Below are 18,489 nucleotides of genomic sequence, written 5' to 3' on the forward strand. Positions count from 1 at the left end.
GGGGCCGCCGTCAGGCCCGGGGCCGGCGGTGTCGGGCCCGCTGTCGCGGCCGGGACCTGGCGGCGCTGGCCCGGGACGGCGGGCGGCTGCTCCGCCTCGGTCTTGAGCTGGTCGCGCACGGCTGCCTGTCCTGGATTCGGTGTGGTCGGTGAGCTGTTCTGTTGCGTCGGCCACGGGTGCGGCCGGTCCTGTCCCGGTTCGATCAGCCGACGCGTCGACAGCACAGGAACAGCTGTTCCTCCGGCGGCAGCGAGGTACTGGCCGGTGCGTACGGATGCCCCGAGCACTCCTCGACGGCGAAGCCGGCCGAGACCAGAACCCGCTCCAGATCCTCCCTCAGATACCCACTGATCCGCAGCTCTCTGCCAAGGAACGGAAGCGGAACGTGATCCAGGTCCGCCTCGACCATACCGAGCGCCAGCAGTCCGGCCGGCCGCAGGAGTTCGCGCAGCTGCCCCAGCACGGTCGGGATCTCGTCCTGCGGCAGCAGGATCAGCGAGAAGAACGCGGTGATCGCGGCGAAGCGGCCCCGGCCCTCCGACCCCAGGTCGGGGGCGTTCCAGACCCGGTCCGCCCGCTCGGTGGCCAGATCGTACAGGTCGATCCGATGGAACACTGGCGCAAACCCGCCCGGGAAGACGGTCCGCCGGGCCAGCGTGAGCATCCCGTCGGAGAGGTCCGCGCCGGTCACCCGCAGACCGGCCGCGGCCAGCTGGCGGACGGTCGGGTCACCGGTGCCGCAGCCGACGTCCAGGACCCGGGCGCCCGGTTCGAGCTCGGCGAGCAGCCGCCGGCCGCAGGCCAGCTGGCCGTCCTTGGCCGGGAAGGCCTCGCCGTACCCGGCGCCGATGGTGTCGAAGGCGACCGCCTGCAGCGCCCGGGCCGCCCGCCGCCGCCGTACCTCGGGCTCGTCGTCGCCGGCGTCCTCGCCGACGGGGAACGGGTCGGATATCTGTCCGGTCGTCACGTTGCGAGGCACCCTTCCACCCGTGGCCTCCGGTGGCTCCTCCGCGGCCCCGGGGGCCGCTGCCGGTGGCGGTACGTCACGCTCTCCGCACCACACGGACGGACTGCACCCCGACGCGTTTCCGGCCGACACTCGTGTGCGTACTGGCATCTGAGAATATGCGTGATCACTGCGCCATGGGGTCCGTTTCCGGCCAACTCGCCGTGCTTGGGCCGTTGTGGCCCGGGTTGCGGAAGCACGAGGGTGCGGACGGGGTTGTGCGCGCGGCCCCGCACGCCGGACGATGCGCCCGGGGAAGGTCGATGACCTGCGGTTTTGTCCATCCGCGGGCTGACTATCGGACGTTTATCGAACGTCAATCGGCGCGGTGCACAGTGGAGTCCAGCGCCGGGGAAGCGTTGAGGGCGCTCCCGCAGCCGGGGGGCTGCGGGGGCGCCGACGCGCGGAACGGGGGAGGTTGTCCGTGGGGGAGCGGAAGCCTTACGGCGCGGGGGGAGAGAAGGGCTCGGTGTGCTGCTGGGAGATGAGGTCCGCCACGGGGGAGGCCTCAGGCACACCGAGCCGTGTGAAGATCGCATGGGCCTCTTGGAGGCAGGCGAGTCCACGAGCCGGCTGGGCGAGCGCCAACAGGGCCTCGCCCAGTGCGGCGTTCGCCAGGCCCTGGCAGTAGGCGGAGTCCATCTCCTGCCCGAGCGCCAGTGACTCGCCGGCCGCCGAGGCCGCCTCGGCGTGCTGGTCGGCGACGAGCAGGGCGGAGGCCAAGCGGGCCAGGGTGAAGCCCTCCCAGAGGGGGTTCTGCTGCGACCGGTAGAGCCGGTGCGCCTCCCGCAGGTGCGGGACGGCCTCGCCGCCGGCGAGCACCACGCCCAGCTGGTAGAGGGTCTGGGCGAGCAGCGGGCCGCTGTTGGACTGCCGGGCGGCGGCGACGCCCTCGCCGGCCGACCGGATCGCCGTCTCGGTCATGCCGAGCCGGTGCTGCACCCGGGCCATGTTGCTGACGACCCGGGCCTCCAGGATCGGCGCGGCCACGGCCCGGCTGGTGGCACGGGCCTGTTCGAGGAACTGCAGGGCCTCGGCCGGCCGGTTGCCGAGGTTCAGGATCACGCCCAGCATGTTGGCGGTGGCCAGCAGCAGGAAGGTCGGCTCGTCCGGGGCCTGGTGCTCCAGGCTCCGGCGGAAGGACTGCTCGGACCCCTGGAAGTCGCTGGTGACGGACTGCAGGGTGCCGAGGGCGACGTGGACCCGGGCGAGCGCGGCGCGGTCGCCGCAGCGCTCCGCCTCGCCGCCGATGGTCTCCAGGATCTGCCGCCCCTGAGGGCCGTGGGTGGGGTCCGGGCCGAGACCGTACAACAGGATCATCAGGTCCATCGCCGCGTGCCGTGAGGCGCGGGGGCCGTCCGCCGCCGCGGCCGCGGCGCTGAGCAGCAGGGCGCCCTCGGTCCGGAGCCAGTCCTGGGCGGAGCCGCTGGTCGGCAGGCCGATCCCGGCCGAGACGGGGGTGGTGAGCAGCTCGGGCAGCGGATCGTCCGGCTCGATGAGCTGGGTCGCGGTGCGGAGGGTCGGGATCAGCAGGTCGAGCAGCCGTCGGACGGCGCGCTCCTGCTCCTCGGTGTCGCCGATCCGTTCGTTCTGCCGCTGGGCGTAGAGCCGGAGCAGGTCGTGGTACCGGTAGCGGCCGGGCGTGAAGCACTCCAGCATGTTCGCCTCGACCAGCGCCTCGGCGAGGTCCTCGGCGGTGTACTCGTCCACCCCGAGCAGCGCGGCGGCGGACGCCAGCGGGATGTCGGGGGAGTCGATCAGGGCGAGCAGCCGAAAGGCGCGGGCCTCGGGCACGGACAGCTGTCCGTACCCGAGCCCGATGGTGGTCTCGACGGCGAGGTTGCCGAGCTGGAGCTCGTCCAGGCGACGGCGCTGGTCGGCTAACCGACTGGCCAGGTCGGAGACGCTCCACCGCGGCCGGCTGGCCAGCCGGGCGGCGGCGATGCGGACCGCCAGCGGCAGGAAGCCGCAGGCGGTGACGACCGCCATGGCCGCCTCCGGCTCGGCGGCGACCCGCTGCTCCCCGACGATGGCCGAGAACAGCGCCAGCGCCTCCTGCGGGGTCAGCTCCTCGACGTCGAACAGCTGGGCGCCGGGGATGCCGGCCAGCCGGGACCGGCTGGTGGCGAGCACCGCGCAGCCGGAGACCCCGGGGATGAGCGGTCGGATCTGGTCGGCGTCGCGCGCGTTGTCCAGCAGGATCAGCATCCGCCGGCTGGCGAGCAGCGAGCGGTAGAGGGCGGCGCGCTGCTCCAGCGAGTCGGGGCTCTCGGTGACGCCGAGCGCGTGCAGGAAGTCGCCCAGGACGCCCACCGGGTCGGCGGGCGAGGCACCGGCTCCGCGCAGGTCGACGTACAGCTGCCCGTCCGGGAACTCGGCACGGACGCGGTGGGCGACGTGCACGGCGAGGGTGGTCTTGCCGACCCCGCCGATCCCGGCCAGCGAGGTCACCACCACGGCCTGGCCGGTGGCGTTCATCAGGACCGTCGAGAGGTCGCCCACCAGCTCGGTGCGACCGCTGAAGTCCGAGACGTCCGCCGGGAGTTGGGCCGGAGGCGCGGCCGGACCCTCCTCACGGGCGGCCGGAGCGGACACCGCGGGAGGGGCCAGGTCGGGATCGGCGGCGAGGATGCGGGTGTGCATCGCGGACAGCCCCGCGCCGGGTTCGACCCCGAGCTCCTCGATCAGCAGCTTGCGGGTGTCGGTGTAGACGCCGAGCGCCTCGGCCTGGCGGCCGCAGCGGTACAGCGCCAGCATCAGCAGTTCGCGCAGCCGCTCGCGCAGCGGGTGCTCGGCCGTCAGGTTGTTGAGCTCGCCGACGATCTCGGCGTGCAAGCCGATGTCGAGCGCGGCGGCGCACAGTTCCTCCGCGGCGGCCACCTGGCGTTCGGCCAGCCGGAGCCGCTGGGCGTCGGCGTAGGGGCCCGGGATGCCGGTGAGCGGACGGCCGCTGAACAGGTCCAGCGCCCGCACCAGGAGACGGTGCGCCTCGCGCTTGTCGCCGGCGGTCCGGGCGGCCGCGGCCTCGCCGGCGAGCCGCTCGAAGACCGTCAGGTCGAGGGCCTCGCCCGGGATGCGCAGCGCGTAGCCGTCGGCGACCGAGACCAGCAGCTCGGCGGGCCGGCGCACCTCGCGCCGGGGCTCGATGACGGAGCGCAGGCGGGAGACGTACGTGCGCAGCGCCGCCACCGCCTGGGCCGGGGGTCGCTCGCCCCAGAGCGCGTTCACGAGGTCCTGGGTGGTGACCGGGCGTCCGGAGTGCAGCAGGAGCGTGGTCAGAACGGCTTGTTGCTGGGGGGATCCGAGGGACAGGGGTTTCCCGTCGAGCCAGGCCTGGACCGGACCGAGGACTTGGAAGCGCAGCGCAGGGTTCTGCGGCGTCTCCAGAAACTCCATGAAGTCCCCCGATGGCCTGTGGTGTCGATTCCGTGAAAGGGCGCTCGGCGGTCCGCCGCGGTGGTTCAGCTTAGGCGGACGCCCGACTCTGCCGGACGGTGCCGCAAGCCGCACGATGTTTATCGGACATTTAATCAACCCTACGATACTGTCCGCGCGCCCGTGCCACAGAGGTCGGGCTGAAGACAATTGATGACCGAAAGGCGGCCTCCCAATGGCCAACGACCAGAGCGAGACCCCGGCGCCGTCCACGCCCGAGAACGCGGCGAAGACCGAGGCCCCGGCCGCCGCTGTGGAGGCGGGCAAGGCTGTGGAGGGCGCGGTGACCGTGTCCTCGAACCCGACCGAGTACACGGCGCCGACCGACGCGGAGAAGGACGCGTTCGAGAACGCCGCCTTCGGTGACGAGGGCCAGTACATCGAGGAGCCCGACCACCGGGCCGGTGGCAAGCCGGGCGGCCCGTACGAGCCGGAGACCCTCGTCGGCGGCCACCCGTAAGCCGTTCCGACCGTGCGCCCCCGTGCCCCCGTCCGGGCGCGGGGGCGCTGTTGGTTATGCGCGCGCCAATTCGTGTGCGGGTGCATCGCGGTGGCCGATTCCCGCCCATGGTGCACGCATGGTGACCGGCGTTATCCGTAACGTGCCCGGCGTCGGGCGCCGCGCGTTCCGGAATTCCGGATTCACCAGGGGGATTGCCCGGTCCTGATTGTTGTGGTTTGCGTGGATTTTTCCGCAATTCCCGATGCCGATCTCAATCAGCCGAATCGCGGGTCTCGGGGGCGGGGGCGACGTGGTGCGGTTCCGCGGCCCATTCCCGGCCGCCGCCCTCGGGGCGCAGGTAGTGCTCGCCGCCGATGGTGTCCATGTAGATGCCGGTGCGTCCGGTCCTCCGGTCGAGGACGAGTTCACCCACGTGGGGCCGGTAGGCCGGGGCGTTGCGCTGTCGGGTGCTCACCGTGCTGCTCCTCGCTCTGGTCGGCGACTGGCCAGCATCTCTAGAGAAGCTAATATCTCTAGAGATGTCAACGGTCGTATCTCCTTACCGGCGACCGCGGGCACGCCTACGATTTGTCCCAGGCAGAGGGAGCGGCGATGACCGGCAGCAATGGCGACAAGCAGCCCAAGTACCAGCGGATCGCCGAAGCGCTGAAGGAGGCCATCGACACCGGCCGGTACCGCGCGGGCGACCGCCTGCCCGGCGAGAACGACCTCATGGACGAGTACGGCGTGGCCCGGATGACCGCCCGCCAGGCGCTGGGCGTGCTGCAGAGCGAGGGCATCGCCGAGGCGCGGCGCGGCGCCGGGGTGTTCGTCCGGGACTTCCGGCCGCTGCGCCGGCGCGGCATCCAGCGGCTGGCGCAGGGGCAGTGGGGGTCCGGCCGGTCGATATGGTCGGCGGACATCGACAACCGCAGCCTGGTGGTCGACCAGGTGTCCGTCACCGAGCGGGGCGCGCCCGAGCACGTGGCCCGGGTGCTCGGGGTCGACCCGGGCGCCCCGATGTGCGTGCGGCACCGCCGTTTCGTCCTGGACGGCAAGCCGGTGCTGCTCTCGACCTCCTACCTGCCCGCCGTGCTGGTCTCCGGCACCGCCATCACCCGCGAGGACACCGGCCCCGGCGGCACCTACGCCCGACTCGCCGAGATCGGCGCCAAGCCCGTGCACTTCCGCGAGGAGGTCCGCTCCCGGATGCCCGGCGCCGACGAGTCCGCCCGCCTGGAGCTGTCCGCCGGCACCCCGGTCATCCTGATCTGCCGCACCGCCTTCGCCGACGAGGGCCAGGTCGTCGAACTCAACGAGATGATCCTGGACGCCGCCTCCTACGTCCTGGAGTACGACTTCGACGCCTGAGCCGGGTGGGTCGGCCCGCGGTTGCTACTGGTAGTGGTAGCGGGCCTTGAGGATCTTCACCTCCTTCTCGTCCGCCCGGTACACCAGCCGGTGTTCGTCGTCGATCCGCCGCGACCAGTAGCCGGCCAGGTCGCCCTTCAGCGGCTCGGGCTTCCCGATGCCGTCGAAGGGGTCCCGCTGGATCTCGCCGATCAGGCGGGTGATCCGCTGGGCCATCTTCCGGTTCGACCCGAGCCAGAACAGGAAGTCCTCCCAGCCGTCGGGGTCGAAATGGACGCTCCTCACACCTCACCCGCCAGCGCTTCCAGTTCCTCCATGGTCCTGGTGACGCCGGAGTGGCCGGCCTTGTCGCGGGCGACGGCCTCCATGAGCCGCTGCGCGTTGGCGGGGGAGCGCAGGAGGTAGATCGTCTCCTGCCAGGAGTCGTAGTCCTCCGCGGACATCAGCACGGCGTCCCCGCCCTTGGAGGTGATCCTTATCGGCGCGTGGTCGTCGTTGACCTTCTTGATCAACGGGAAGAGCTGCGTGCGCGCCTCGCTCGCACTGATCGCCATGGGACGGCCTTCCACTCGGGTACCGGATGTCCGTACCGCAATGGTACGAGTCTCCGGTACCGGATGCCATGCGACAGGCGAACGAAGACCGCCCCGGGCGCGGGGCGGCCGGGGCGGTTCGGGGGCGTGCGGGGTGCTGCCGCGCGCGGGGTTACTCCTTGGAGCGGACGCGCAGGCTGGTGATCAGCGGGCCCTCGGTGGTCTCGCGGAAGAAGTCGTTGCCCTTGTCGTCGACGACGATGAAGGCCGGGAAGTCCTCGACCTCGATGCGCCAGACCGCCTCCATGCCGAGCTCGGCGTACTCCAGCACCTCGACCTTCTTGATGCAGTCCTGGGCGAGGCGGGCGGCCGGGCCGCCGATCGAGCCGAGGTAGAAGCCGCCGTGCTGGGCGCAGGCGTCGGTGACCTGCTTGCTGCGGTTGCCCTTGGCGAGCATGACCATCGAGCCGCCGGCCGCCTGGAACTGGTCGACGTAGGAGTCCATCCGGCCGGCCGTGGTGGGGCCGAAGGAGCCGGAGGCGTAGCCCTCGGGGGTCTTGGCCGGGCCCGCGTAGTAGACCGGGTGGTCCTGGAGGTACTTGGGCATGCCCTGGCCGGCGTCCAGGCGCTCCTTGATCTTGGCGTGGGCGATGTCGCGGGCGACCACCAGGGTGCCGGTGAGCGAGAGCCGGGTCTTCACCGGGTACTTGGAGAGTTCGGCGCGGATCGCGGACATCGGCTGGTCGAGGTCGACGCGCACCACGTCGTCGTCCAGGTGCTCGTCGGTGGTGTCCGGCAGGTACTTCGCCGGGTCGGTCTCCAGCTGCTCCAGGAAGACGCCCTCGGCGGTGATCTTGCCGAGCGCCTGGCGGTCGGCGGAGCAGGAGACCGCCATCGCGACCGGCAGCGAGGCGCCGTGGCGGGGCAGGCGGACCACGCGCACGTCGTGGCAGAAGTACTTGCCGCCGAACTGGGCGCCGATGCCGATCTTCTGGGTCAGCTCGGTGACCTTGGCCTCCAGCTCCAGGTCGCGGAAGCCGTGGCCGGTCTTGGCGTCGCCCGAGGTCGGCAGGTTGTCCAGGTAGTGCGCCGAGGCGTACTTGGCGGTCTTCAGCGCGAACTCGGCGCTGGTGCCGCCGATCACGATGGCCAGGTGGTACGGCGGGCAGGCCGCGGTGCCCAGCGAGCGGATCTTCTGCTCCAGGAACGAGAGCATGCTCGCCTCGTTCAGGATGGCCTTGGTCTCCTGGTACAGGTACGACTTGTTGGCGGAGCCGCCGCCCTTGGCCATGAACAGGAACTTGTACGCGTCGCCGTCGGTGGCGTACAGCTCGATCTGGGCCGGCAGGTTGTTGCCGGTGTTCTTCTCGTCCCACATGGTCACCGGGGCCATCTGGGAGTACCGCAGGTTGAGCTTGGTGTAGGCGTCGTACACGCCGCGCGCGATGGCGGAGTCGTCGCCGCCGGAGGTCAGCACGTTCTGGCCGCGCTTGCCCATGACGATCGCGGTGCCGGTGTCCTGGCACATCGGGAGGATGCCGCCGGCCGAGATGTTGACGTTCTTCAGCAGGTCGAGCGCGACGAAGCGGTCGTTGGGGCTGGCCTCCGGGTCGTCCAGGATGCGGCGCAGCTGGGCGAGGTGGGCGGGGCGCAGGTAGTGCGAGATGTCGTGCATCGCCTCGGCCGTCAGCAGCCGCAGCGCCTCGGGCTCGACCTGGAGGAAGGTGCGACCGCCGGCCTCGAAGGTGGAGACGCCCTCGGAGGTGAGCTTGCGGTACGGGGTCGGGTCAGCGCCCAGGGGGAGCAGGTCGCTGTACTCGAAGTCTGGCGTGGGAGCCATCGGGGCGGTCCTTAGGGGTCCAGTGGTGCGGCTGCGTCGGCGAAGCACCATCCAGGGTAGGACCCGCCGGAAGTCGGCATGCGGACAGGGCAGCCTTGCGTGACCGGGCTCACTCGCGCAGGAGTGCGAGCGACTAGGCTGACCCCGTGGACAACTCGCCGTCGCACGACGATTCGGGGCAGCCGCCGGTGCCGGCGCCCGTACCGATGACCAAACCCGAACCCAAGTCAGAGAGCAGACCCGAACTCAGGCCCGAGGCCGGGGCCGCGGCGCGGCCGCACGCGCCGGCCGCGGAGGCGGAGCTGCGCGTCTCCGACGCCGACCGCGAGAAGGTCGCGGAGCTGCTGCGCGACGCCTACGCCGAGGGGCGCCTGGACGCGGACGAGCACGCCGAGCGGATCGAGGCCGCGTACGCCTCGAAGACCTTCGGCGACCTCGCGCCGCTGACCCGGGACCTGCCGGCCCGCCCGCTGTCCTTCGAGAAGCAGCCGTTGAGCGCCCCGCAGGGGCCGCCGCCGCAGCAGCCGGCGCGCCAGGAGGCCCCGACGGTGGTGGCGATCTTCGGCGGCGCGTCCCGCAAGGGCCGCTGGCGGGTGGGCTCGCACCTGAGCGCCTTCACCGCGTTCGGTGGCGTGGACATCGACCTGAGCGACGCCGTGTTCGAGTCCCCCGAGGTGGAGATCACGGTGACGGCGATCTTCGGCGGGGTCCAGATCCGGGTCCCGGAGAACGTGAGCCTCCAGGGGTCCGGCATCGGCATCTTCGGCGGTTTCGACGTCCGCGAGCAGACCGCGGCGGACCCGTACGCTCCGGTTGTCCGGGTCAAGGGCCTTGCGCTGTTCGGCGGTTGCGAGGCCAAGCCGCGCCGCGGCAAGAAGCTGAAGGAGTGGGTGCGCCGTCAACTCGGCACCGACTGACCGTCGTTGACCTGCACAGCGCCCGGCCGGGAGCCAACTCCCGGCCGGGCGCTCGGCGTTGCGGCCAGTGCTCTGCGTAGTCGATTGCGTGCAGTGTGCATGAATCGCGGCCGAGCGGGGTAGTTCCTTCCGCACATCGCTTCTTGGACGGCTGCGCACCGGAGGCGGCCGAGCGGCCGTGCCGGGGTTGGACAGCGGGGGCTCGCAGCCGGCGGGGGAGCGAGGGGTCCCCGTGTCCGAGAGCCTCGTCAGGAGTACGGCCGTGCTGCATCCGATCGAGTCCCGCACCACTTCGCCAGTCGCCGCCGCGCAGGTCCTGGAGCGCCGCCCCGGCGTCCGGCCGCAGCCGCAGCCCCCGGGCGGCCCGGCGGGTTCCCCCGCGGGCGAGGACAATCCCTGGCACACCGGTGCCGCGTGTCGGCGGGACGAGGTGGGGCTGTTCTTCGCGCCCTCCAAGGAGCCGACGGCGGCCCGGCTGTCGCGCGAGGAGCAGGCCAAGCAGGTCTGCGCCCGCTGTCCGGTGCTGCTGGAGTGCCGCGAGCACGCGCTGGCCCAGCCGGAGCCGTACGGGGTCTGGGGCGGGCTGACGGCCGCCGAGCGGCGGGTGGTGCTGGCCCGGCGCCGCCGCCGGGACGCGGAGCTGCGCGAGGCGGCCCGGGTGACGGCGGCCGGTCGGCGCCGGATAGCCGGGTGAGGGCGGGCCCGAGAGCGGGAGGACGGTGCGCCGCGGCCCCGGCGGAGGGGGATTCCGCCGGGGCCGCGAAGCGCGTCGCCGTGGGGCCCGGCAGGCGGTAGCCCGGCGGACCGGGCTACCGCCTGCCCGGGCTCAGTTGGCGCGGTCGAAGTCGATCGCGCTGTACGCCCGCAGCTTCGAGAGCTTGTGGGTGGAGTTGATCTCGCGGATGGTGCCGCTCTTGGAGCGCATCACCAGCGAGCTGGTGGTGGCGGTCTCCGAGCGGTAGTGCACGCCGCGCAGCAGCTCGCCGTCGGTGATGCCGGTGGCGACGAAGAACACGTTCTCGCCGCTGACCAGGTCGTCCGTGGTGAGCACCCGGTCCAGGTCGTGGCCGGCGTCCAGGGCCTTCTGCCGCTCGGCGTCGTCCTTGGGCCACAGCCGGCCCTGGATCACGCCGCCCATGCACTTCATCGCGCAGGCCGCGATGATGCCCTCCGGGGTGCCGCCGACGCCCATCAGCAGGTCGACGCCGGTGCCCTCGCGGGCGGCCATGATGGCGCCGGCCACGTCGCCGTCCGAGATGAACTTGATCCGGGCGCCCGCCTCGCGGATCTCCCGGACCAGGCCGTCGTGGCGCGGGCGGTCGAGCACCACGACGGTGACGTCCTCGACGGCGCTGCCCTTGGCCTTGGCGACCCGGCGGATGTTGACCGCCGCCGGGGCGGTGATGTCGACGAACTCGGCCGCCTCCGGTCCGGCCACCAGCTTGTCCATGTAGAACACGGCGCTGGGGTCGAACATGGTGCCGCGGTCGGCGACGGCCAGCACGGCCACCGCGTTGTTCATGCCCTTGGCGGTCAGCGTGGTGCCGTCCACCGGGTCGACCGCGACGTCGCACTCGGCGCCGGTGCCGTCGCCGACCCGCTCGCCGTTGTAGAGCATCGGGGCTTCGTCCTTCTCGCCCTCGCCGATGACGACGACGCCGTTCATCGAGACGGTCGAGACGAGGGTGCGCATCGCCTTCACGGCGGCGCCGTCCGCGCCGTTCTTGTCACCCCGGCCGACCCACCGGCCGGCGGCCATCGCGGCCGCCTCGGTGACCCGGACGAGTTCGAGCGCGAGGTTCCGGTCCGGAGCCTCGGGCGCGACCTCCAGGGCACTGGGAAGCTGGTGCGGGTACTGCGTGGACATCGTCGTTACCTCTCTGTACGCGACGACCAGTGAGCGCCCGACTACTGCCAGGTCGAACGCCGTGGTGAGGGTATTGCGATCGTATCTGCCCACGAGATGACTGTCTGTGGCGCGGGTCGCTGCTCTGTGGCGGAAAACGCCTGTTCATCCCGTTTCACCCGGACGTGAATACCCCTGGTGACCGCCCCGGGATGTGGATGAGTCACCATGTGGGGGTGGCAGCAGACAACAAGGGCATGAGGGGCCGGCAGACCGTACGGGACATGGTCCTGTCGATGCTGGTGGTCGGTTTCGTCGTCTGGATCGGGTACCTGTTCCTCCCGCACGACGCCAACGGCGACCCGGTGCACGAGGTCGCGTACAAGGTGGAGACCTCCACCGCCAGGCGTGCGGCGCCGTACCCGGTGCTCTCCCCGGAGGGGCTGTCCGACAAGTGGCGGGCCACCTCGGTCAGCTACAAGCCGGCCGACCAGAACAACGGCAGGGGCAACGCCTGGCACCTGGGCTTCGTGACCCCCTCCGGCCAGTACGCGGCGGTCGAGCAGAGCGACGTGCCGCGCGACTCCCTGCTGGCCGCCTACGTGACGGGCGCCAAGCCGGACGGCACCGCCGAGGTGGCCGGCCGCGCGTGGGAGCGCGTGCAGGGCGAGAAGGCCCGCGCGCTGACCGTGCAGACCGGCCCCGGGACCACCCTGCTCACCGGCACCGCCTCCTACGAGGAGCTGACCGAACTGGCGCAGGCGCTCAAGTAGCCCGCCCCCGTTCCACCCCGCCCGGCACGCGCCGGAGCACCCTGGACGACGCCGAAGGGCCCCGCACCGGACGAACCGGTGCGGGGCCCTTGCGCGCGGGGCGGATCAGACGGTGGTGACGACCTCGTCGTAGGCCAGGCGCGGCGAACGCGGGAACCAGGCGTCGTCGCCCGGCTTGCCGATGTTGACCACGGCCAGCACCGAGTGCTCGCCGTCGCCGAAGAACTCCTTGTTGATGCCCTCGGCGTCGTAGCCGGTCATCGGGCCGGCGGCCAGGCCGGCGGCGCGCACGCCGATGATGAAGTACGCGGCCTGCAGGGCGCCGTTCAGCGTGGCGGACTGCTCACGGACGCTGCGCTCCGAGAAGAAGACGTCCTTGGCCTGCGGGAAGTGCGGGAACTGGGTCGGCAGCTCCTCGTGGAACTCGTTGTCCGCGGCGAGGACGGCGACCAGCGGGGCGGCGGCGGTCTTGGCCTTGTTGCCGTCCGCGAGGTGCTGGACGAGGCGCTCGCGGCCCTCGGCCGAGCGGACCAGGACGACGCGCAGCGGCTGCTGGTTGAAGGCGGTCGGGCCGTACTTGACCAGCTCGTAGATGGCCTGGACCTGCTCCTCGGTGACCGGCTCGTCGGTGAAGGTGTTCGCGGTGCGGGCCTCGCGGAACAGCAGGTCCTGGGCGGCGGCGTCGAGTACCAGGGCGTCGGTGGTCATGCTTCTGCACCTCATGCGAAAGGGGGTTCGTCGGTATGATCGGCCGCAGCCGGTCACTTCATCCAACATAGGTGAAGTTTCAACGATTCCCCAAGCGAATGTGACCTGCCTCACTCCCCGCCCGGGCCCGCGCCCTCCTCGGCGGCCAGGGCGGCGTCCAGCCGGGCCCGGGCGCCGTCCAGCCAGCGCTGGCACACCTTCGCCAGCTGCTCGCCGCGCTCCCACAGGGCCAGCGACTCCTCCAGCGACGTCCCGCCGTTCTCCAGCTGCCGGACGACGTCCAGCAGCGCGTCCCGGGCGTGCTCGTAGCCCAGCGCGTCGTCCGGGTTCGGCGCCGCCGCGTCCTGCTGCTCCTGCTGCTCTGCCATGCGTGCCAGCGTAGGGGGTGCGGGTGACAGCGTCAGCCCGCGTCGGCCGCCGTGACGTCGAAGCCGCCGCCCGCCACCCGGGCGTGCAGCCCCTCGCCGGGCGCGACCTGCGCCGGGTCGGTCACCACCGTGCCGTCCGCCCGCTGGAGCACCGCGTAGCCGCGCTCCAGGGTGGCCGCCGGGGAGAGCGCCACCACCCGGGCCAGGGTGTGGCCGAGGTCGCTCTGCGCGTGGTCCAGCCGGTGCCGCAGGGTGCGCCGGGCCCGCTCCAGCAGGCCGTCCACCTCCTGCCCGCGCCCGTCCAGCATCCGGTGCGGGGCGGCCAGCGCCGGGCGGCTGCGCACCCCGTCCAGTCCGTGCTGCTCGCGGTCGACCCGGGACAGCACGTGCCGGCGGGCGCGGTCGCGCAGCTGACGGACCTTGGCCAGTTCCTCGCCGACGTCCGGAACCACCCGTTTGGCCGCATCGGTCGGGGTGGAGGCGCGCAGGTCGGCCACGAAGTCCAGCAGCGGCTGGTCCGGCTCGTGCCCGATCGCGCTCACCACCGGCGTACGGGCGGCCGCGACCAGCCGCACCAGCCCCTCGTCCGAGAACGGCAGCAGGTCCTCCACGCTGCCGCCGCCCCGGGCCACGATGATCACGTCCACCTCGGGGTGCTCGTCCAGCTCCCGCACCGCCGCGCTCACCCGCTCCACCGCGCTGACCCCCTGCACCGGGACGTTGCGCACCTCGAAGCGGACAGCCGGCCAGCGCCGCCGGGCGTTCTCCAGCACGTCCCGCTCGGCGGCCGAGTCGCGCCCGGTGACCAGCCCGACGCACTGCGGCAGGAACGGCAGCGGCCGCTTGCGCTCGGCCGCGAACAGGCCCTCCCCGGCGAGCCGCCGCTTCAGCTGCTCCAGCCGGGCCAGCAGCTCGCCGAGGCCCACCGGGCGGATCTCCGAGGCGCGCAGCGACAGCTGCCCGCGCGCCGCGTACCACTCCGGCTTGGCGTGCACGACGACCCGCGCGCCCTCCTGCACCACCTCCGCGACCTGGTCGAACACCGAGCGGAAGCAGGTCACCGTGAGCGACACGTCGGCCTGCGGGTCGCGCAGGGTCAGGAACACCACGCCCGCGCCGGGGCGCCGGCTGAGCTGGGTGATCTGCCCCTCCACCCAGACCGCGCCGAGCCGGTCGACCCAGCCGCCGATCAGCGCGGAGACCTTGCCGACCGGGAGCGGCGCTTCGGGGGAGCTGGTGTTGGCCATGCGTACGAGGCTAGCGGCGCGGGCCGACACGGCCGAGACCGCGTCGCCGCGGGTCGGTACGGCCGAGGCCGCGCCCGGCCCGGCGCGGCCCGACGGCGGTCACCGGGGAAGCCGGGGCGGCTGGCGCCCGTCGGCCCCGCCGCGGGCGGCGCCCTGGACGGCGAGCACCACCAGGCCGACCGCCAGCCAGACCAGCCCGACGATCTGCGCGGTGGTCGAGGCCTCGTACACCACCGCCCCGATCACCGCGATCCCCAGCGCCGGGACGACCACGTGCCGCAGCCACCGCCGCGAGCCGTGCCGCACCGCGTACCAGCCGATCACCGAGGCGTGCAGCAGCGCGAAGGCGGTCAGCGCGCCCACGTTGACCACCGAGGTGAGCTGGTCCAGCCCGTCGTCCCGGTCGGCCGCCCAGACCGCCGCCGCCATCGTGATCACCGCGGCCGCCAGCAGCGCCCGGCGCGGCACCGCGCTGCCCGGGTCGACCGAGCCGAGCAGCCGCGGCAGCCGGCCCTCCCGGCCCATCGCGAAGACCAGCCGCCCGGCCGCGGCCTGCCCGGCCAGGGCCGCGAAGGCCGCGCCGATCGCCTTGCTGGCCGCCACCAGCACGTGCAGCCAGTGCCCGACGCCGCTCTCCACGGTGTCGTAGAAGGCCGAGCCCTGCGCCGCCGGGTCGGCGGCCAGCTGCTGCGGGCCCAGCGGCTCCAGCAGCGCCGCCAGGTAGGTCTGGGCGACGAACAGCACCCCGGCCAGCGCCAGGCACCAGAGCACCGCCCGGGCCACCGCCGCCGAGGCGCCGACCGCCTCCTCCACGAAGGTGGCGATGGCGTCGAAGCCCAGGTAGGAGAGCACCGCGACGGACACCGCGGAGACCACCGCGGTCATCGAGAAGGCCCCGACGGCGGTGAACGGGGTGTCCCAGCCGCGCTGGGCCCCGCCCTGGGCCAGCGCCACCACGGCCGCGGCCACGAACACCGCCAGCACCGCGATCTCCATCGCGAGCACCGCGAAGCCGACCACCGCCGCCGTCCGCACCCCGACCAGGTTGAGCGCGGTGGTCACCACCACCGCGAGCGCCGTCCAGACCCAGCGCGAGACGTCCGGCACCAGGGAGTTCAGCGCGATCCCGGAGAACAGGTAGGCCACCGCGGGGATCAGGAGGTAGTCGAGCATCGCCATCCACCCGGCGATGAAGCCCGGCCCCTCGCCCAGCCCGGCCCGGGCGTAGGCGAACACCGAGCCGGTCTGCGGCACCGCGCGCACCATCTGGGCGTACGAGAAGGCGGTGAAGCCCATCGCCACCGTCGCGGCCAGGTACACCGTGGCGACGGCGCCGTGGCTCTTGGCGTCCAGCACGCCGAAGACGCCGACCGGGGCCATCGGGGCGATGAACAGCAGTCCGTAGACCATCAGATCGCGGACGCCCAGGCTGCGGCGCAGGCCGCTCGGCGTCACCTGCTCGCTCACAGAGCTCATAGACACCATATTTTGAGCGCTGTTGACCGGGTCTGCACGGAATGTGTCCGCCGTCGGCGCGGCTTCGCGCCGGGGGCCCGGCGGGCGGGCGCCGCTCGCGGCCGCCCGTACGATGGAGCCATGTCCAAGACCGCGCAGCGCCGTGTCCTGCTCGCCGCCCCCCGGGGCTACTGCGCGGGAGTCGACCGCGCCGTGATCGCCGTGGAGAAGGCCCTGGAGCAGTACGGGGCGCCCATCTACGTCCGCAAGCAGATCGTCCACAACAAGTACGTGGTGCAGACCCTGGAGAAGAAGGGCGCGATCTTCGTCGACGAGACGGAGGAGGTGCCCGAGGGCTCGATCGTCGTCTTCTCCGCGCACGGCGTCGCCCCGGCCGTCCACGACGAGGCGCGGGCCGGCCGGCTGGCCACCATCGACGCGACCTGCCCGCTGGTCACCAAGGTGCACAAGGAGGCCGTGCGCTTCGCCGACGAGGGCTTCGACATCCTGCTGGTGGGCCACGAGGGCCACGAGGAGGTCATCGGCACCATGGGCGAGGCCCCGGACCGGATCCACCTGGTGGACGGTGCCGAGGACGTCGCCAACGTGCAGGTCCGGGACGAGTCCAAGGTCGTCTGGCTGTCCCAGACCACCCTGTCCGTGGACGAGACCATGGCCACCGTCGGCGAGCTGAAGAAGCGCTTCCCGGGGCTGGTCAGCCCGCCCAGCGACGACATCTGCTACGCCACCCAGAACCGCCAGGTCGCGGTCAAGCAGCTGGCCCCGGAGACCGACCTGCTGATCGTGGTCGGCTCCAAGAACTCCTCCAACTCCGTCCGCCTGGTCGAGGTCGGCCTGGAGTACGGCGCCAAGGCCGCCCACCTGGTGGACTTCGCCGAGGAGATCCGCGAGGAGTGGCTGGAGGGCGTCACCACGGTCGGCCTGACCAGCGGCGCCTCGGTGCCGGAGATCCTGGTCGACGGCGTGCTGGAGTTCCTGGCCACGCGCGGTTACGACACGGTCGAGACGGTCAAGACCGCCGAGGAGCACCTGACCTTCTCGCTGCCCAAGGAACTGCGCCGTGACCTGCGCGCCGAGGCGGCGGGCAAGCTCTGATCCCACCCGGAAGGCCCGGTACCCCGCGCGGGGTACCGGGCCTTCCGCTGTGCGCGCCCGGGCGCGCTCTCGTAGCTTTGTGCACAGGCTGTGGACAAGGCACCGGCCGCGGACGCCCGTCCGCGGCCGACGGCGGAGGGCGGACGTGATGACGGCGGTATTCGGCGTGGACATCGGCGGCTCGGGGATCAAGGGCGCGCCCGTCGACCTCGCCCGGGGCGTGCTCGCCGAGGAGCGCCGGAAGGTGCTCACCCCGCAGCCGTCCGCCCCCGAGGCCGTGGTCGCCGCCGTCTGCGAGGTGGTCCGCCACTTCGACCACCAGGGCCCGGTCGGGCTGACCTTCCCCGGCGTGGTCGTCGACGGTCACACCAGGACGGCCGCCAACGTGGACAAGGGCTGGATCGGCCTGGACGCGGCGGGCCTCTTCCGCCAGGCGCTCGGCATGCCCGCGACCGTCCTGAACGACGCGGACGCGGCCGGGCTGGCCGAGCTGACCCACGGTGCCGGGCGGGGCGAGTCGGGCGTGGTCCTGGTGCTCACCTTCGGCACCGGCATCGGCAGCGCCCTGTTCGTCGACGGGACGCTGGTGCCCAACACCGAGCTGGGCCACCTGGAGCTGCGCGGCAAGGACGCCGAGCGCCGGGCCTCCTCGGCCGCCAAGGAGCGGCACGGGCTGGACTGGGAGCAGTGGGCCGGGCGGGTCGACGAGTACCTGGACCTGGTGGAGATGCTCTTCTCGCCGGGGCTGATCGTGATCGGCGGCGGGGTGAGCCGCAAGCACGAGAAGTTCCTGCCGCTGCTGAAGGACCGCCGGGCACGGGTGGTGCCGGCGGAGCTGCGCAACGACGCGGGCATCGTCGGGGCCGCCATGGCGGCGGCCCGGGCCGGGGGCTGAGGAGCCGGGATCGGGCCGGGGACTGAGGGGTCGGGGCCGGGGCCGGGGGCTGGGGGGCGAGGGGCGCTCCTGCGGCGCCGCCGGTCAGCGGGAGCGGCCTCAGCGGGAGCGCTGGATCCGGCGCTGGGCGACGAACCGGGCGAGCACGATCAGCGCGGCCAGCCCGGTGCCGGAGAACAGCCAGCCGGCCCGCAGCGCCAGCCCGGTCGCCAGCGAGACCACCTGGGCGGTGACGCCCGGGGAGCCCACCGGTTCGAGCAGCAGCAGCGCGAGGGCGAAGGCGATCGGCCCGCTGATCGGTGCGGCCAGCAGGTCGGCGTAGCGCACCCGGACGGCGAGCTGGAAGCAGACCACCAGGTAGCCGAGGCCGAACAGCCAGCCCAGGCCGTCGAACAGCAGCCGGTCCACGCCCGCCACCGCGAGCGTCGCCAGGACGGCGACCAGCCCGGTGCCGATGGCCGTCAGCCGGGTCGGCCGGCCGGTGCGCCGCCGCCCGTACAGCGGCTCGTCGCCGCGCCCGCGCAGCGGCAGGCGCAG

At 72.8% G+C, this 18,489-nt stretch carries 19 protein-coding genes; 7 read left to right on the forward strand and 12 right to left on the reverse strand.

Annotation, left to right across the window (positions count from 1 at the left end; translation table 11 throughout):
• Nucleotides 1–202: 202 nt before the first annotated feature.
• Together AE652_RS14210 and AE652_RS14215 are read right to left on the reverse strand one after the other, a co-directional pair.
• The gene (locus AE652_RS14210) at nucleotides 203–874 is read right to left on the reverse strand and encodes a class I SAM-dependent methyltransferase (protein WP_234348376.1); all 672 of its coding nucleotides are present in this window, start codon (nucleotides 872–874) and stop codon (nucleotides 203–205) included.
• A gap of 573 nt (nucleotides 875–1,447) precedes the next feature.
• The gene (locus AE652_RS14215; RefSeq protein ID WP_049651713.1) at nucleotides 1,448–4,402 is read right to left on the reverse strand and encodes a BTAD domain-containing putative transcriptional regulator; all 2,955 of its coding nucleotides are present in this window, start codon (nucleotides 4,400–4,402) and stop codon (nucleotides 1,448–1,450) included.
• A gap of 214 nt (nucleotides 4,403–4,616) precedes the next feature.
• Between AE652_RS14215 and AE652_RS45040 the strand changes: the two genes are divergently transcribed.
• On the forward strand, nucleotides 4,617–4,901 hold the full coding sequence (locus AE652_RS45040) for a hypothetical protein (RefSeq protein WP_049651714.1): 285 nt from the start codon (nucleotides 4,617–4,619) through the stop codon (nucleotides 4,899–4,901).
• Nucleotides 4,902–5,154: 253 nt separating this feature from the next.
• On the opposite strand, the gene AE652_RS14225 is transcribed toward AE652_RS45040, so the two are convergent.
• Nucleotides 5,155–5,358, reverse strand: coding sequence for a hypothetical protein (locus AE652_RS14225; protein WP_049651715.1), 204 nt, complete (start codon nucleotides 5,356–5,358; stop codon nucleotides 5,155–5,157).
• Between the two features lie 137 nt (nucleotides 5,359–5,495).
• Here AE652_RS14225 and AE652_RS14230 point away from each other — a divergent pair, with 137 nt between their 5' ends.
• Nucleotides 5,496–6,254: a GntR family transcriptional regulator gene (locus AE652_RS14230; protein WP_049651716.1), complete on the forward strand. Its 759-nt coding sequence runs from the start codon at nucleotides 5,496–5,498 to the stop codon at nucleotides 6,252–6,254.
• A gap of 24 nt (nucleotides 6,255–6,278) precedes the next feature.
• On the opposite strand, the gene AE652_RS14235 is transcribed toward AE652_RS14230, so the two are convergent.
• The 3 genes from AE652_RS14235 to AE652_RS14245 form a co-directional block, all read right to left on the reverse strand.
• Complete coding sequence (locus AE652_RS14235) at nucleotides 6,279–6,539, reverse strand: Txe/YoeB family addiction module toxin (protein ID WP_049651717.1); 261 nt, start codon at nucleotides 6,537–6,539, stop codon at nucleotides 6,279–6,281.
• On the reverse strand, nucleotides 6,536–6,808 hold the full coding sequence (locus tag AE652_RS14240) for a type II toxin-antitoxin system Phd/YefM family antitoxin (protein WP_049651718.1): 273 nt from the start codon (nucleotides 6,806–6,808) through the stop codon (nucleotides 6,536–6,538). Before AE652_RS14240 ends, AE652_RS14235 begins: the two co-directional genes overlap by 4 nt.
• Nucleotides 6,809–6,959: 151 nt before the next feature.
• Nucleotides 6,960–8,627 (reverse strand): fumarate hydratase, encoded by a 1,668-nt coding sequence (locus tag AE652_RS14245; RefSeq protein ID WP_049651719.1) that lies wholly within the window; start codon nucleotides 8,625–8,627, stop codon nucleotides 6,960–6,962.
• 146 nt (nucleotides 8,628–8,773) lie between these two features.
• Between AE652_RS14245 and AE652_RS14250 the strand changes: the two genes are divergently transcribed.
• Together AE652_RS14250 and AE652_RS14255 are read left to right on the forward strand one after the other, a co-directional pair.
• Nucleotides 8,774–9,544, forward strand: coding sequence for a DUF1707 domain-containing protein (locus tag AE652_RS14250; protein WP_234348375.1), 771 nt, complete (start codon nucleotides 8,774–8,776; stop codon nucleotides 9,542–9,544).
• Nucleotides 9,545–9,860: 316 nt separating this feature from the next.
• Nucleotides 9,861–10,238 (forward strand): WhiB family transcriptional regulator, encoded by a 378-nt coding sequence (locus AE652_RS14255; protein WP_049651731.1) that lies wholly within the window; start codon nucleotides 9,861–9,863, stop codon nucleotides 10,236–10,238.
• A gap of 132 nt (nucleotides 10,239–10,370) precedes the next feature.
• On the opposite strand, the gene glpX is transcribed toward AE652_RS14255, so the two are convergent.
• The gene (gene glpX / locus AE652_RS14260; RefSeq protein ID WP_049651720.1) at nucleotides 10,371–11,411 is read right to left on the reverse strand and encodes a class II fructose-bisphosphatase; all 1,041 of its coding nucleotides are present in this window, start codon (nucleotides 11,409–11,411) and stop codon (nucleotides 10,371–10,373) included.
• A 215-nt stretch (nucleotides 11,412–11,626) separates the two neighbouring features.
• On the opposite strand from glpX, the gene AE652_RS14265 reads away from it, so the two are divergent.
• Nucleotides 11,627–12,163, forward strand: a complete 537-nt coding sequence (locus AE652_RS14265; protein WP_369808295.1) for a DUF4245 domain-containing protein — start codon at nucleotides 11,627–11,629, stop codon at nucleotides 12,161–12,163.
• Nucleotides 12,164–12,268: 105 nt separating this feature from the next.
• Here AE652_RS14265 and AE652_RS14270 read toward each other — a convergent pair whose 3' ends face one another.
• The 4 genes from AE652_RS14270 to AE652_RS14285 all read right to left on the reverse strand — a co-directional run bounded on the left by AE652_RS14270 (nucleotide 12,269) and on the right by AE652_RS14285 (nucleotide 15,962).
• A complete protein-coding gene (locus AE652_RS14270) occupies nucleotides 12,269–12,871 on the reverse strand; it encodes a malonic semialdehyde reductase (protein WP_049651722.1) in 603 nt (200 codons plus the stop codon).
• Nucleotides 12,872–12,981: 110 nt separating this feature from the next.
• On the reverse strand, nucleotides 12,982–13,239 hold the full coding sequence (locus tag AE652_RS14275; protein ID WP_049651723.1) for an exodeoxyribonuclease VII small subunit: 258 nt from the start codon (nucleotides 13,237–13,239) through the stop codon (nucleotides 12,982–12,984).
• 32 nt (nucleotides 13,240–13,271) lie between these two features.
• On the reverse strand, nucleotides 13,272–14,486 hold the full coding sequence (xseA, locus tag AE652_RS14280; protein WP_049651724.1) for an exodeoxyribonuclease VII large subunit: 1,215 nt from the start codon (nucleotides 14,484–14,486) through the stop codon (nucleotides 13,272–13,274).
• Nucleotides 14,487–14,585: 99 nt separating this feature from the next.
• Nucleotides 14,586–15,962: an APC family permease gene (locus tag AE652_RS14285; RefSeq protein ID WP_049651725.1), complete on the reverse strand. Its 1,377-nt coding sequence runs from the start codon at nucleotides 15,960–15,962 to the stop codon at nucleotides 14,586–14,588.
• 120 nt (nucleotides 15,963–16,082) lie between these two features.
• On the opposite strand from AE652_RS14285, the gene AE652_RS14290 reads away from it, so the two are divergent.
• Both AE652_RS14290 and ppgK read left to right on the forward strand, forming a co-directional pair.
• Nucleotides 16,083–17,057, forward strand: coding sequence for a 4-hydroxy-3-methylbut-2-enyl diphosphate reductase (locus AE652_RS14290; RefSeq protein WP_049651726.1), 975 nt, complete (start codon nucleotides 16,083–16,085; stop codon nucleotides 17,055–17,057).
• A 148-nt stretch (nucleotides 17,058–17,205) separates the two neighbouring features.
• Complete coding sequence (gene ppgK, locus AE652_RS14295; protein WP_049651727.1) at nucleotides 17,206–17,952, forward strand: polyphosphate--glucose phosphotransferase; 747 nt, start codon at nucleotides 17,206–17,208, stop codon at nucleotides 17,950–17,952.
• Between the two features lie 99 nt (nucleotides 17,953–18,051).
• On the opposite strand, the gene AE652_RS14300 is transcribed toward ppgK, so the two are convergent.
• Nucleotides 18,052–18,489: DUF6542 domain-containing protein (locus AE652_RS14300; RefSeq protein ID WP_049651728.1), on the reverse strand; the 438-nt coding region annotated here is incomplete at its 5' end.

It is taken from the genome of Kitasatospora sp. MY 5-36, from assembly GCF_001182915.1.
Taxonomy (GTDB): Bacteria; Actinomycetota; Actinomycetes; order Streptomycetales; family Streptomycetaceae; genus Kitasatospora.

Bases quoted from the DNA above. Each gene is read 5' to 3' on its own strand.
- AE652_RS14215 (WP_049651713.1), bottom strand. From the start codon at position 4,402: ATGGAGTTTCTGGAGACGCCGCAGAACCCTGCGCTGCGCTTCCAAGTC.
- AE652_RS45040 (WP_049651714.1), top strand. From the start codon at position 4,617: ATGGCCAACGACCAGAGCGAGACCCCGGCGCCGTCCACGCCCGAGAAC.
- AE652_RS14230 (WP_049651716.1), top strand. From the start codon at position 5,496: ATGACCGGCAGCAATGGCGACAAGCAGCCCAAGTACCAGCGGATCGCC.
- AE652_RS14240 (WP_049651718.1), bottom strand. From the start codon at position 6,808: ATGGCGATCAGTGCGAGCGAGGCGCGCACGCAGCTCTTCCCGTTGATC.
- AE652_RS14245 (WP_049651719.1), bottom strand. From the start codon at position 8,627: ATGGCTCCCACGCCAGACTTCGAGTACAGCGACCTGCTCCCCCTGGGC.
- glpX (WP_049651720.1), bottom strand. From the start codon at position 11,411: ATGTCCACGCAGTACCCGCACCAGCTTCCCAGTGCCCTGGAGGTCGCG.
- AE652_RS14270 (WP_049651722.1), bottom strand. From the start codon at position 12,871: ATGACCACCGACGCCCTGGTACTCGACGCCGCCGCCCAGGACCTGCTG.
- AE652_RS14275 (WP_049651723.1), bottom strand. From the start codon at position 13,239: ATGGCAGAGCAGCAGGAGCAGCAGGACGCGGCGGCGCCGAACCCGGAC.
- xseA (WP_049651724.1), bottom strand. From the start codon at position 14,486: ATGGCCAACACCAGCTCCCCCGAAGCGCCGCTCCCGGTCGGCAAGGTC.
- AE652_RS14285 (WP_049651725.1), bottom strand. From the start codon at position 15,962: ATGAGCTCTGTGAGCGAGCAGGTGACGCCGAGCGGCCTGCGCCGCAGC.
- AE652_RS14290 (WP_049651726.1), top strand. From the start codon at position 16,083: ATGTCCAAGACCGCGCAGCGCCGTGTCCTGCTCGCCGCCCCCCGGGGC.
- ppgK (WP_049651727.1), top strand. From the start codon at position 17,206: ATGACGGCGGTATTCGGCGTGGACATCGGCGGCTCGGGGATCAAGGGC.